Annotated in this window: 9 protein-coding genes; 8 read left to right on the forward strand and 1 reads right to left on the reverse strand. The window is 69.5% G+C overall.

The window, feature by feature from the left end; genetic code table 11:
- Positions 1 to 8 precede the first annotated feature (8 nt).
- The 6 genes from gcvP to CDO81_RS00525 all read left to right on the forward strand — a co-directional run bounded on the left by gcvP (position 9) and on the right by CDO81_RS00525 (position 9,080).
- Positions 9 to 2,897 carry an aminomethyl-transferring glycine dehydrogenase gene (gene gcvP / locus CDO81_RS00500; RefSeq protein WP_088481218.1) on the forward strand — a complete coding sequence of 963 codons (2,889 nt, stop codon included), beginning with the start codon at positions 9 to 11 and terminating at the stop codon, positions 2,895 to 2,897.
- 134 nt (positions 2,898 to 3,031) lie between these two features.
- Entirely contained in the window at positions 3,032 to 4,420 is a 1,389-nt protein-coding gene (locus CDO81_RS00505; RefSeq protein ID WP_088481219.1) for an L-serine ammonia-lyase, read from the forward strand.
- A gap of 16 nt (positions 4,421 to 4,436) precedes the next feature.
- Positions 4,437 to 5,237, forward strand: a complete 801-nt coding sequence (locus CDO81_RS00510) for an NRDE family protein (protein ID WP_088481220.1) — start codon at positions 4,437 to 4,439, stop codon at positions 5,235 to 5,237.
- Positions 5,238 to 5,273: 36 nt separating this feature from the next.
- Positions 5,274 to 6,161: a polysaccharide deacetylase family protein gene (locus CDO81_RS00515; protein WP_158218124.1), complete on the forward strand. Its 888-nt coding sequence runs from the start codon at positions 5,274 to 5,276 to the stop codon at positions 6,159 to 6,161.
- A gap of 81 nt (positions 6,162 to 6,242) precedes the next feature.
- Complete coding sequence (locus CDO81_RS00520) at positions 6,243 to 7,484, forward strand: cyclic di-GMP phosphodiesterase (RefSeq protein WP_088481222.1); 1,242 nt, start codon at positions 6,243 to 6,245, stop codon at positions 7,482 to 7,484.
- Between the two features lie 69 nt (positions 7,485 to 7,553).
- A complete protein-coding gene (locus tag CDO81_RS00525) occupies positions 7,554 to 9,080 on the forward strand; it encodes a hypothetical protein (protein WP_144397100.1) in 1,527 nt (508 codons plus the stop codon).
- 22 nt (positions 9,081 to 9,102) lie between these two features.
- Here CDO81_RS00525 and CDO81_RS00530 read toward each other — a convergent pair whose 3' ends face one another.
- Complete coding sequence (locus CDO81_RS00530) at positions 9,103 to 9,894, reverse strand: DeoR/GlpR family DNA-binding transcription regulator (RefSeq protein ID WP_088481224.1); 792 nt, start codon at positions 9,892 to 9,894, stop codon at positions 9,103 to 9,105.
- 219 nt (positions 9,895 to 10,113) lie between these two features.
- Here CDO81_RS00530 and CDO81_RS00535 point away from each other — a divergent pair, with 219 nt between their 5' ends.
- Both CDO81_RS00535 and CDO81_RS00540 read left to right on the forward strand, forming a co-directional pair.
- Complete coding sequence (locus tag CDO81_RS00535) at positions 10,114 to 12,366, forward strand: TonB-dependent receptor (RefSeq protein ID WP_088481225.1); 2,253 nt, start codon at positions 10,114 to 10,116, stop codon at positions 12,364 to 12,366.
- The gene (locus tag CDO81_RS00540; RefSeq protein ID WP_088481226.1) at positions 12,366 to 13,508 is read left to right on the forward strand and encodes an alkaline phosphatase D family protein; all 1,143 of its coding nucleotides are present in this window, start codon (positions 12,366 to 12,368) and stop codon (positions 13,506 to 13,508) included. The genes CDO81_RS00535 and CDO81_RS00540 overlap by 1 nt, the downstream gene beginning before the upstream one ends.
- The last annotated feature ends 4 nt before the right edge of the window (positions 13,509 to 13,512 follow it).

Here is a 13,512-nt window from a genome sequence, read left to right on the forward strand (position 1 = left end):
GCCCTGCCATGCCGACGCCGCTCTCCATCCTCGAAGACGCCACCGAGTTCCACGCCCGCCACATCGGGCCGGATGCCGTCGATGAATCCCTGATGTGCGCCGCGATCGGCGTGTCCAGCCGCACCGCGCTGATCGACGCGGTCGTGCCGCCGGCCATCCGCCGCGCGGCCGGCATGCAGTTGCCCGAGCCCATCACCGAGGCGGGCGCGCTGGCCGAGCTGAAGACCATCGCCAGCAAGAACAAGCTCTACAAGAGCTTCATCGGCCAGGGCTACCACGGCACCCACACCCCGGGCGTCATCCTGCGCAACATCCTCGAGAACCCCGCCTGGTACACCGCCTACACGCCCTACCAGGCCGAGATCTCGCAGGGCCGGATGGAGGCGCTGGTCAACTTCCAGACCATGGTGACCGACCTCACCGGCATGGACATCGCCAACGGCTCCATGCTGGACGAGGCCACCTCGGCCGCCGAAGCCGTGACGCTGGCCAAGCGCTCGGTCAAGAGCAAGAGCAACACCCTCATCGTGGCGGGCGACGTGCACCCGCAGACCATCGAGGTCATCCAGACGCGCTGCAAGCCGCTGGGCCTCGAAGTGCTGGTGGGCATGGCGCCTTCGTTGATGGCCGAGCACGACTACTTCGCCGTCGTCTGCCAATACCCCAGCACCACGGGCCTGATCCACGACCTGAAGGCCTTTACCGAGCAGGCGCATGCCAAGCAGGCCGCCTTCATCGTCTGCGCCGACCTGCTGGCGCTGACGCTGCTCACGCCTCCGGGCGAGTTCGGTGCCGACATCGTCGTGGGCAACACCCAGCGCTTCGGCATGCCCATGGGCGCCGGCGGCCCGCACGCCGCCTTCCTGGCCTGCAAGGACGAGTTCAAGCGCTCCATGCCCGGCCGCCTGGTCGGCGTCAGCAAGGACGCGCAAGGCCACCCGGCCTACCGCCTCGCGTTGCAGACCCGCGAGCAGCACATCCGCCGCGAGAAGGCCACCTCCAACATCTGCACGGCCCAGGTGCTGCCGGCCGTCGTGGCCAGCATGTATGCCGTCTACCACGGTCCACAGGGCTTGAAGCGCATTGCCGAGCGCGTGGCCAGCTACACCGCCATCCTGCATGCCGGCCTGACCCGCATGGGCCTCAAGGTTGTGACGCCGCAGGTGTTCGACACCCTGCTGGTGGAGTGCGATGCCGCCGCCGTCATGGCCAAGGCCCTGGCCGCGCAGGCCAACCTGCGCAAGCTGAGCGACAAGCATGTGGGCGTCTCGCTGGACGAGACCACCTCGCGTGCGGACATCGAAGCCCTGTGGTCGTGGTTCGCACCGGCCGGCGCCAGCCTGCCGACCGTGGCCGAGTTCGCCGCCGGCGTGGAGAGCCTGATTCCTGCGCACCTGCGCCGCACCAGCGCCTACCTCACGCACCCAGTGTTCAACACCCACCACAGCGAAACCGAGATGCTGCGCTACATCCGCAGCCTGTCGGACAAGGACCTGGCGCTGGACCGCAGCATGATCCCGCTGGGTTCCTGCACCATGAAGCTCAACGCCACGGCCGAGATGATTCCCATCACCTGGCCCGAGTTCGCCCACGTGCACCCGTTCGCCCCGCAAGACCAGCTGGCGGGCTACGCGGAGCTGGACCAGCTGCTGCAGCAGTGGCTCTGCCAGGCCACCGGCTACGCCGGCATCAGCCTGCAGCCCAATGCCGGCTCGCAGGGCGAGTACGCCGGCCTGCTGGTCATCAAGGCCTGGCAGGAGGCGCGCGGCCAGCATCAGCGCAACATCTGCCTCATCCCTGAATCGGCCCACGGCACCAATCCGGCCTCCGCGCAGATGTGCGGCATGACGGTCGTCGTGACCAAGTGCGACAAGGAGGGCAACATCGACCTGGCCGACCTCAAGGCCAAGTGCGAGCAGCACAGCGACAAGCTGGCCGCCATCATGATCACCTACCCCTCCACCTACGGCGTGTTCGACACCCAGGTGAAGGAGATCTGCGCCCTGGTGCACCAGCACGGCGGCCGGGTCTATGTGGACGGTGCCAACATGAACGCCTTGGTGGGCGTGGCGGCACCCGGCGAGTTCGGCGGCGACGTGAGCCACCTGAACCTGCACAAGACCTTCTGCATCCCGCACGGCGGCGGCGGCCCGGGCGTCGGCCCGGTCTGCGTGGTGGAAGACCTCGTGCCCTTCCTGCCGGCGCACCGCACGGCGGGCATCGGCCAGCCCAGCAACATCGGCGCGGTCAGCGCGGCGCCGCTGGGCAACGCGGCCGTGCTGCCCATCTCCTGGATGTACATCCGCATGATGGGCGCCGACGGTCTCAAGAAGGCCACCGAGGTCGCCATCCTCAACGCCAACTACGTGTCGGCCCGGCTGTCCGAGCACTACGACATCCACTTCAGCGGCGGCATCGCCGGCGTGAAGGGCGGCGGCGTCGCGCATGAATGCATCCTGGACCTGCGCCCACTGAAGGACAGCTCCGGCATCAGCGCCGAAGACGTGGCCAAGCGCCTGATCGACTACGGCTTCCACGCGCCGACGCTCTCTTTCCCGGTGGCCGGCACGCTGATGGTCGAGCCGACGGAGAGCGAAAGCCGCGCCGAGCTGGACCGATTCATCGACGCGATGATCCAGATCCGCCACGAGATCGCCGCCGTCGAGGCCGGCAAGCTGCCGCGCGAAGACAACCCGCTCGTCAACGCGCCGCACACCAGCCTGGTCGCCAGCGCCACGGAATGGACACATGCCTACTCGCGTGAAGAAGCCGTGTTCCCGCTGCCCAGCCTGCGCCGGCAGAAGTACTGGGCGCCGGTGGGCCGGGTGGACAACGTCTGGGGTGACCGCAACCTGTTCTGCAGCTGCGTGCCCCTGAGCGAATACGAGGAAGCTTAAACAAGCCCACCCCCTACCGGCTTCGCCGGCCCCCTCAAGGGGGCGCTGCCAGTGGCCTGGCAAAGCCAGTTCCACGGCGGCAGCTGGATGTGTCGGGCGGCTACAAGCCGCCCTCTAACGAATCGAGGTCGTCCATGGCCGTTTCCGTTTTCGACCTCTTCAAGATCGGCATCGGCCCGAGCAGTTCCCACACGGTAGGCCCGATGCGTGCCGCGCGCCTGTTCGGGCTGCGGCTGCAGCATGACGGGCTGCTGGAGAAAACGGCCCGCGTGCAGGTGGTGCTCTACGGCTCGCTCGGCGCCACCGGCAAGGGCCACGGCAGCGACAAGGCGGTGCTGCTGGGGCTGGCCGGGCATGAGCCGGACACGGTCGACGTCGAGGCCATCCCGGCCTTGCTGGACGCCATCCGCGCGGGCGACCTGAACCTGGTCGGTCAGAAGTCCATCGGCTTCGACGAGGCCAAGGACCTGGTCTTCAAGCGCCGCGAGACCCTGCCCTTCCATGCCAATGGCATGCGCTGCCTGGCGTTCGACGCCGAGGGTAGCGAGATCGCCAACCGGGTGTACTACTCGGTCGGCGGTGGCTTCATCGTCAGCGACGAGGTGGCGGCGGATGGCAGCAAGCAGAAGGTCATCGCCCCCGACACCACGGTGCTGCCCTACCCCTTCAAGACCGGGGACGAATTGCTGGCGCTGACGAAGAAGTTCGGCCTGTCCATTGCCGAGATCATGCGCCGCAACGAAGGCCACTGGCGGCCCGACGCCGAGACGCGCGCGGGGCTGCTGAAGATCTGGGGCGTGATGCAGGCCTGCGTGCAGCGAGGCTGCAAGACGGAGGGCATCCTGCCGGGCGGCTTCAAGGTCAAGCGTCGCGCGCCCAGCCTCTACGGCAGCCTGACCTCCAACCCCGAGCAGGCCCTGCGCGACCCGCTGCAGGTGATGGACTGGGTCAACCTCTACGCGCTGGCGGTCAATGAAGAAAACGCCGCCGGTGGCCGCGTCGTCACCGCACCGACCAACGGCGCCGCCGGCATCGTCCCGGCCGTGCTGCACTACTACGCCCGCTTCGTGCACGGCGCGACGGAAGACGGGGTCATCGACTTCCTGCTCACGGCCGCCGCCATCGGCATCCTCTACAAGGAAAACGCCTCCATCAGCGGCGCCGAGGTCGGCTGCCAGGGCGAGGTGGGCGTGGCCTGCTCCATGGCCGCCGGCGCCCTGTGCGCCGTCATGGGTGGCACGCCCGAGCAGGTGGAGAACGCCGCCGAGATCGGCATGGAACACCACCTGGGCCTGACCTGCGACCCGGTGGGCGGCCTGGTGCAGATCCCCTGCATCGAGCGCAATGCCATCGCGTCGGTCAAGGCCATCAACGCGGCGCGCATGGCGCTGCGCGGCGACGGCACGCACTTCGTCAGCCTCGACAAGGTCATCAAGACCATGCGCGACACCGGCGCCGACATGATGACCAAGTACAAGGAAACCGCCCGCGGCGGGCTGGCTGTCAACATCGTCGAGTGCTGACGGCCGGGACGGTGCCATGTGCCTCGCCGCGTTCGCGCTGAACGCTGACCCGCGCTTCCCGGTCGTCATCGCGGCCAACCGGGACGAGTTCTTTGCGCGCCCGGCCGCGCCGATGGCGTGGTGGCGTGCGGGCGAGGTGGACGTGCTGGCGGGCCGCGATCTGCAGGCCGGCGGCACCTGGTTCGGGCTGACGCGCACTGGCCGGCTGGCGCTGCTGACGAATGTGCGCGAGCCCGAGCGGCAGCGGCCCGACGCGCCATCCCGTGGCGCCCTGGTGCTGGACTGGCTCACGCGCACCGAGTCGGCCGCCCCGTACGCCGCGAGCCTCGCCCAGGGCTACAACGGTTTCAACCTGATCACCGCCGAGCCGGGCGATGGTCCGTGGCACTGGATCAGCAACCGCGCTCCGGCGCCGGTGGCCCTTGGCCCGGGTGTGCACGGCCTGTCCAACGCAGCGCTTGACACGCCCTGGCCCAAGACCGAGGGGCTGAAGGCTGACTTGGGCCAGGCGCTGGCGGCTTCAGCGAACGAGGAAGACCTGGCCGACCGCCTGTTCACCGCGCTGGCCCGGTCCGAACCTGCCCCCGATGCGCAGCTGCCGGACACCGGCGTCGGCCTGCTGCGCGAACGGCTGCTGTCCCCGCGCTTCGTGCGCATCCCCGACCCCGACGCACCCGGCCTGGCCCGCTATGGCACCCGCTGTTCCACGGTGCTGGTGCGGCACGCCGACGGCCGCGTGTTCGTGGCCGAGCGCAGCGTCACGGCCGACGGCAGCTGGCTGCCAGCTGTCGTGCACCGCTTGCCCCCGCAACGCTGACGCCTGGCCCCCGCGGTCATCGCCAGAATGCCGCCCGTGAACAAGAAGATGCACCTGCTCTGCACCGCGGCACTGGCCCTGATGCCCGGCTTGGCCCTGACCCAGTCGCTGCCCGCAGCCCCCGCAGCCCCCGCTACTCCGGCCTCGGCCGCCAGCGCGCCACATGCGCACAGCCATGCCATCGACACCCGAGCCGCCCGGGTCCGGGGCCTCGCCGAGCAAATGAACCGACCGCCGGACGAGCTGAAGCAGAGCTGCCGCTTCGAGAGCGACATCACCACGCCGCCGCCCCGCGGGCTGGTGGGCCTGAGCTTTGACGACGGCCCCGAGCCGGGCGCGACCGAGGCCATCCTCGCGTTGCTGGACAAGCACCAGGTCCCGGCGACCTTCTTCCTGATCGGGGCCAAGGCCGAGCGTCATCCCGAGCTGGCCGCCCGCATCCGGGCGCATCCGCTGGCCCTGGTGGGCAACCATTCCTGGTCTCACCCGAACTTCCATGACATCCCGGCGGCCCGGCAAGCCAGCGAGCTGAGCCGCAGTGACACCACGCTGGCGCCGCTGGAGGCGCCCAAGCTCTTCCGCTACCCCTATGGCAACGCCAGCTGCGAGAGCAACGCGCAGCTGCAGCAGCTGGGCTATCGCATCGTGGGTTGGCATGTGGACAGCTGCGACTGGGCCTTCGACAAGACCGGCAGCATCGACGCGCACGAAGCCAAGATCTGCGGCGTGGACAAGGCCAACCGTGAGCATTTCGTCGACCATGTCGTCTCGGCCGTGCAGGCGCGCCAGGGCGGCATCGTGCTGATGCACGAGATCCATCCCCACACGCTGGCCCAGCTCGACACGCTCATCACCCGGCTACAAGCGGCAGGCTTCGCATTCGCGCCACTGACCCATCCCGGCTTCCAGCCCTCGCTGCGCTGAAGCCGCAGGCCCGGCGCCAATTGCGTCACAGCCGGGCGGCCCCTGCGGGCAGATACTCGGGCCAGGCTTTCGTGACTCACCATGCTGAAGAAGATCTCGACCTCCGAGGTGACGCTCGGGATGTATCTGCAGTCGCTCGACGGGCCGTGGCTGTCCCATCCGTTCTGGAAGACCAAGTTCGTGCTCAACGACCCGGCCGACCTGGCGGCGCTGCAGGCCAGCAGCGTGCCGTCGGTCTGGATCGACGTCAGCAAGGGCAGCGATGTGGCCGTGCCCGCGGCCGCAGCCGAACCTCCGTCGGCGCCTGCATCCCTCGCGCCTGCTGAACCAACGCCCCCTGCGCCGCCCCGTATCGCGCCGGCTTCACCACCGCGCGAGAGCCTGGAATCGGAGATCGAGCGCGCCACCCAGGCGCTGAACCGCTCCAAACAGGCCGTCATGACCCTGTTCGCCGAAGCCCGGCTGGGCAAGACGGTGAACACCGACCTCTGCCACCCCGTGGTGGAAGAAGTCGCCGCATCGCTGGCCCGCAATCCTTCGGCCTTCGTGAGCCTGGCCCGGCTGAAGAGCCGCGACGACTACACCTACATGCACTCGGTGGCGGTGTGCGCACTGATGATCGGCCTGGCCCGGCAGCTCGGTCTGTCGGAGGACGAGGTGCGCGAGGCGGGCCTGGCCGGCCTGCTGCACGACATCGGCAAGATGCAAATGCCGCTGGAGGTGCTGAACAAGCCCGGCTCGCTCACCGACGACGAGTTCCGCGTGATGAAGACCCACCCGGAGCACGGCTACGAGTTGCTCAAGGGCGGTGCGCAGGTGCCTGCCTCGGCACTGGACGTCACGCTGCACCACCACGAGAAGTTCGACGGCACCGGCTACCCCCATCGCCTGGCCGGCGATCAGATCAGCCTGATGGCCCGCATGGGCGCCATCTGCGATGTCTATGACGCCATCACCTCCAGCCGCCCCTACCGCAACGCCTGGGACCCGGCCGGCTCGTTGCAGCGCATGGCCCAATGGAAGGGCCACTTCGACCCCGCCGTCTTCCAGGCCTTTCTGCGCAGCGTGGGCATCTACCCGACCGGCACACTGGTGCGGCTGCAATCGGGGCGGCTGGCCGTGGTGATCGAGCAGAACGAGGTCTCGCTCGTGAAGCCAAGGGTGAAGGTCTTCTATTCGACCAAGTCCAACCTGCCCATCCCGGTGCAGCTGCTGGACCTCGCCCACCCGGCCGAGAAGGACGTGATCATCGGCCGCGAACCGCCCGAGGATTGGGGCTTCACGCAGCTGGACGATCTCTGGAGCTCACCGACGCGCGGCTGACATCCCGCAGCCGCGTCCGGGGAGTCCAGTAACAGACCCGCCGCGGCGCCGGGACACAATCAGGCCGCCGTGCCTGCCGCCCTCGCCCTTCCACGTCGCCCGCCCCCCGACCCGCGTCAGATGCAGCGCGCCTTGCTGCTGGCCGTGCTGCTGCACGTGTGGCTGGTGCTGGTGTTCGGCAACGCCACCGGCACGGCGGCGCCGGGCGAAGGCGTGTGGGGCAGCCTGACCGTCAAGCTGACGGGCCGCAGCGGTGGCGAACCCGGCGCGCCGCCGGGCGAGCCCAACCGGGAATGGCGCGACAACGGCGCCCCCGGCAGCGGCGACCCGCAGCGCCAGGGCGGGCAGGTTCGACCGGAGTCGCCGGCCACGCAGGACACCGGTGCCGCCGCGCTGGGCCGCTGGAACCCGCGGGAAGTCGCGCCCGAGGCGGCCCGCACCGAAGACCTGTCCGACGCGCCCCCCAACACCGCCACGCTCCCGCTGCCGCCCGGCTTCAAGCCCGTCGAGCGTGAGAACCTCGCCACGCCGGCCTCACGCGCATCCCCACTCTCGACGCCCAGCGCTGATCTGCCCGCCGCGGTCGGCCGCCTGGAGTCGCGGCAGGACAGCCCGGCCGCCGCGTTGCCGACCCCGGACAGCCTGCGCCCCTCGGCGCCGCCGCTGCAGGTGCCCAGCTTGCAGGCCGAGCTGCCGGCGCCGGTCAGCCGCCTGGATGCCGCGCCTTCGCCCGAGCGCACGGCCACGCTGCCGCGCCCGAGCGATCTGCGCGCCTTGCCGGCCACGGCACCCGCCACCGCGCCCACCGCTGACCTGCCGGCGACCGTGCAACGCCTGGAGGCTCCCGCCACGCCCAATGCCGCAGCGGCCCTGCCCCGCCCCGCCGAACTGCGAGCCGCCCCCCGCCCGGCGGCCGAGGCCTTGCCGAGCAACACGCCGCTGCCGTCGGCCGTGCAGCGGCTGGACAACGCGGCGGCCCCGGGCGCCGTGACGCCACTGAACCGCGCCAGCGAACTGCGCGCCGCGCCCAACCCCTCATCGGCCACCCCGTCGGCCAGCGCCCTGGGCGGCAGCCAAGACCTGCCCGCGCCGGTGCGGCGCCTGGAGTCAGCCGACAACGCCGGCAGCGTGACCCCGCTGCAGCCAGCGGCCAGCCCGCGCGCCAACCTGGCAACGCCGGCCAGCACGACGCTGCCCGAGTTGTCGACCGCGCTGCCGGGACAGGTCAGCGCCCCCGCCGGGCCCGCGCGAGGTGACCCGACGGCCGATCCGTCGGCGGCCGCGAAGGCGTCGGCTGGATCTCCGGATGCGGGCTCGCGCCTGGGCGCCGATGTCGCGGTGCCGCCGTCCGCCTCAGCCAGCGCCCCGCGCGCGCCGCTGAACCTGTCCCTGCCCCGCAGTGGCGACATCGCCGCCCGCCGCGGCCCCGGCCTCGTCGAGTTGCTGCCCCAGCCCCCCGAGCGCAAGTCCAAGCTGGAGCAGTCTCTCGAAGACGCCGCGAACAAGGACTGCCGCAAGGCCTACGCCAATGCGGGCATCCTGGCGGCCATCCCGCTGGCCGTGGATGCAGCGCGCGGCAAGGGTTGCAAGTGGTGATCCCGGCGCGCCAACGCGACGTTCACGCCGCGGCGACTGCCACGGCCGTGGCCGGCTGAAGGCAGCGCCCCACGCCCGCCGTCTGCAGTGTCGCCAGCAGCGCGGCTGCAGCGCCGGTGTCGGTCACCAGCAGGTCCACCTCGGCGGGCGGGCAGATCTGGATGCGGCTGGCCTGGCCCAGCTTGCTGGCATCAGCCAGCACCACCCGCTGCCGCGCACGCCCAAGCATCGCGCGCGCGACCGTGGCCTCATGCCATTGGTAGTCCATCGCGCCGTTGACGGCATCAAAGCTGACGGGTGACACGAAGGCCCAGTCCACCTGCAGCCGGTTGATCTCGGTCAGCGTCTGCTCGCCGTAGGTGGCGGGCACATCGTCTTCGAGCCGCCCGCCCAGCAGCCGCACCTCGTGCTGGCGTTGGCTGGCCAGTACCCGGCCCGCCTCCAGCGAATTGGTGATGATGACCAGCCCCTCTCGCGCAGCCAGCTCCTTGGCAAGCGCCAGCGTGGTGGAGCCCGCGTCCATGAAGCAAACCTGCCCGGGCTGCATCAAGGCCGCGGCCAGCGTGGCGATCTGGCGCTTTTCGGCCTGGCGCAGTGCGGTGCGCTCGGCATACGCCGGCTCCGGCCCGCCGCCTACCGCGGCGACGGCGCCGCCATGCACGCGCGCCAATTGCCCGCCTCGCTCCAGTTCGATGAGGTCACGGCGCACCGTCTCCCGCGACACGCCGAGCATGTCGGCGAAGCGTTCTGTGGTCAGGCCCTGGTGCGAGCTGAGCAGTTCGAGGATGCGGCGATGGCGTTCAGCAACCCACATGGGCAGGACGGTCCGGCGTGAACAAACGGCGCCGAGTGGAGCAGGCGCTTGTGGCGTTTGTGTGAATGCGTGGACCGTTGTGGAAAGTTGTGGACATCAGGTCACAGACACCGTTGTGTCGTTGAACTGTCGTGGACTTTTGTGACATTGCGGCCCGTTCACCACGCCGCAGCCGATGCATCGCACGCGCTGCCCCGTCACTCCAAGCCTCCACACATCATGCGTACAGCCGTTCACGCCCTGACCCCCGTTGCCACCCTGCTCGCCCTGGCCTTCGCTGCCGCGCCGGCGCTGGCACAGACCACCGACACCCAGGAACTCGAACGCGTCACCGTCACCCTCGGGCGCGGCCAGATCCGCTCGGTGCAGGGTTTGACCAAGGCCGACTTCGAGGCCGCCGCTGCCGCCGGCCAGAGCCCGCTGGCCACGGTCTCGCGCCTGCCGGGCGTGAACTTCCAGTCGGCCGATCCGCTCGGCAACTACGAGTGGTCCACGCGCTTCACGGTGCGTGCCTTCTCGCAGAACCAGCTCGGCTTCACGCTCGACGGCGTGCCGCTTGGCGACATGAGCTACGGCAACCTCAACGGCCTGCACATCAGCCGCGCGATCTCCAGCGAGAACGTGGCCCGGGCCGAGCTGTCGCAGGGCACCGGCGCGCTCGATACGCCGTCCTCCAGCAACCTGGGCGGCACGCTGCAGTTCTTCTCGGCCGACCCCGCCAAGGCTTTCGGCCTGCAGGCTTCGCAGACCCTGGGCAGCGACAGCAACAGCCGCACCTTTCTGCGACTGGACAGCGGCAGCTCCGAGCTGGGCGCCGTCTACCTGAGCTACACCCGCCAGGTGGCCGACAAGTGGCGTGGTGAAGGCCAGCAGCGCCAGGAGCAGGTCAACCTGAAGTACGTGAAGGACTTCGGCGAGAACCGCCTGTCGGCCTTCCTGAACACCTCCAACCGCCGCGAGATCGACTACCAGGACATGTCGCTGGAGATGATCAACCGCCTCGGCTACAACTGGGACAACTTTTACCCGGATTTCGCCGCCGCCGTGAAAGCCGCCAACACGCTGTGCGGCAACAACGGCAGCACCTACGTCGCGCAGTGCGATGACGCCTATTACGCCGGCTCCGGCCTGCGCAAGGACACGCTGGCCGGCGTGACGCTCGACGCCAAGCTGGCCGACAACCTGCGCCTGAAGACCACCGTCTACCACCACAAGAACGACGGCCGCGGCCTGTGGTTCACGCCGTACACCGCCTCGCCTGATGGCACGCCGATCGCCTTGCGCACCACCGAGTACGCGATCAAGCGCAACGGCCTGAGCGCCACGCTCGACTACGACATCGCCGGCCACCAGCTGCGCGCCTCGGTCTGGCATGAGAACAACGACTTCGACCAGGCCCGCCGCTTCTACGCCACGTCGCCCAGCGCCGTGCCCAGCCCCTACGACTTCCCGAGCAACCCGTTCTTCACGCAGTGGCAGTACGCCTTCACGACCAAGACCGACCAGTTCTCGCTGTCGGACACGGTCGCGATTGCGCCTGACCTGACACTGGGGGCCGGCTTCAAGTCGCTGCGCGCCAAGATCGACGCCAACCGCCAGATCGGCACCGGCCCTGCCGGCAGCATCACGGCCAGCAAGGGCTTCCTGCCGCAGGTCGGCCTGAACTACCAGCTCAGCCGTACCGACGAGCTGTTCACCAGCGTCTCCAAGAACATGCGCGCCTACCAAGGTGCGGCCACGGGCACCACGCCATTCGCGACGACGCAGGCGGGCTTTGACGCCATCAAGGGCTCGCTGCGGCCCGAGACGTCCACCAACTTCGAGGCTGGCTGGCGCACCACGTCCAAGCTGTACGAGGCTGCCGTCACCGCCTACCTGGTCAACTTCAAGGACCGACTGCTGGGTGTCACCCAAGGCTCCGGCATCCAGGGCAACCCCACCGTGCTGAGCAACGTGGGCGGCGTGCGCACCAAGGGTCTGGAGGCCGCGCTGTCGCTGCGCCTGATGCCGGGGGTCAGCTGGTACAACAGCCTGAGCCTGAGCCGCTCGACCTACCAGGACAACGTCGTCACCAAGGACGCCAACAACCAGACCACCACCGTCGCCATCGCCGGCAAGCATGTGGTGGACGCGCCGGACCAGATGGTCAAGAGCATCCTCAGCTACGACGACGGCAGCTGGTTCGGCAACCTGGGTGCCGACTACATGTCCAAGCGCTACTACAGCTACCTCAACGACGCGTCGGTGGATGGCCGGGTGCTGTTCAACCTCAGCGGCGGCCTGCGCGCAAAGGGGCTGGGGTTCCTGTCCGAAGGCAGCGTGCAGGTCGGCGTGACCAACCTGACCAACAAGAAGTACATCTCCACGGTCGGCAGCAACGGCTTCATCAACAGCGACCCGACCGGCACCAACCAGACGCTGCTCACCGGCGCCCCGCGCCAGTACTTCATCACGTTCACGGGCAAGCTCTGATGAGCACGGCGCCTGTTCAGCTCGACCGGCGCCAGCTCGTGCTGGCCGCCGGGCTGGCCGCGGCGGGTGTGAATGCACAGGCGGGTTCGCGCCCGCTGTTGCTGACGCCCGCCGCCGACCGCGCGCAGGGCCCGCACCTGCGCATCGCGTTCGGCTCGTGTGCCAAGCAGTCCAAACCCCAGCCCATCTGGGCCACGGTGCGGGCCGCGCGGCCTGACCTCTTCCTCTTCCTCGGCGACAACCTCTACGCCGATGCGCGCGATGCAGACACCCTGCGCCGCCGCTACGAGGAATTCCGCCGGGTCGAGGCGCTGCAGGCCTTCCGCCGCGACGTGCCGCATCTCGCGATCTGGGACGACCATGACTTCGGCGATGACGACGTCGGCGGCGAATACCCGCTCAAGCGCCTGTCGCAGCAGCTGTTCTGCGATGAATGGGCCGAGCCAGCGGACTCTCCCCGGCGCAGCCGCCCCGGCATCTACGAGGCCTGGCGCATCGAGCGCGCGGGCCGCTCGGTGCAGGTGCTGATGCTCGACCTGCGCTTCAACCGCAGCGCGCTGGTGGCCGACCCCGAACTGCGCCAGGGCTATGCCACCATGGTCGCCAAGGCCAAGCTGGGCGGTGGGCCAATGAAGGGCTGGTATGTGCCCAACAACGACCCGGCTGCCACCCTGCTGGGCGAGGCCCAATGGGCGTGGCTGGCCGAGCGTCTGGCGGAGCCAGCCGATGTGCGCCTGCTCGTGTCCAGCGTGCAGCTCGCGGCGGAGGGCACCGGCTGGGAAGGCTGGAACAACTTCCCGCGCGAGCGCCAGCGCCTGCTGGACCTGATCCGCGAGAAGCGCGCCGAAGGGGTGGTCGTCATCAGCGGCGACATGCACTACGCCGACCTGTCACGCTGGGACGTTCCCGGCGGTTACCCGCTGTGGGATCTGACCTCCAGCGGCCTGACCGAGGTCTGGGACATCCCGACCCCGAATGCGCGGCGTATCGGCGCCGTCTATGCCGATGTCAACTTCGGCCTCGTCGACCTGGACTTCTCCCTGCCCGTGCCCAGCGTGCAGCTGAGCATCCGCGACCTGAAGGGCGACACACGGCTGCAGCACCGACTGACCCTCGACCAACTCCGCTTCCCGAAAGCCTGAGACC

The sequence above is a fragment of the Roseateles puraquae genome (assembly GCF_002205845.1).
GTDB lineage: Bacteria > Pseudomonadota > Gammaproteobacteria > Burkholderiales > Burkholderiaceae_C > Pelomonas > Pelomonas puraquae.

Excerpts from the sequence above, each read along its gene's own strand:
- gcvP (WP_088481218.1), top strand. The coding sequence starts at position 9 with ATGCCGACGCCGCTCTCCATCCTCGAAGACGCCACCGAGTTCCACGCC.
- CDO81_RS00505 (WP_088481219.1), top strand. The coding sequence starts at position 3,032 with ATGGCCGTTTCCGTTTTCGACCTCTTCAAGATCGGCATCGGCCCGAGC.
- CDO81_RS00510 (WP_088481220.1), top strand. The coding sequence starts at position 4,437 with ATGTGCCTCGCCGCGTTCGCGCTGAACGCTGACCCGCGCTTCCCGGTC.
- CDO81_RS00520 (WP_088481222.1), top strand. The coding sequence starts at position 6,243 with ATGCTGAAGAAGATCTCGACCTCCGAGGTGACGCTCGGGATGTATCTG.
- CDO81_RS00530 (WP_088481224.1), bottom strand. The coding sequence starts at position 9,894 with ATGTGGGTTGCTGAACGCCATCGCCGCATCCTCGAACTGCTCAGCTCG.
- CDO81_RS00535 (WP_088481225.1), top strand. The coding sequence starts at position 10,114 with ATGCGTACAGCCGTTCACGCCCTGACCCCCGTTGCCACCCTGCTCGCC.
- CDO81_RS00540 (WP_088481226.1), top strand. The coding sequence starts at position 12,366 with ATGAGCACGGCGCCTGTTCAGCTCGACCGGCGCCAGCTCGTGCTGGCC.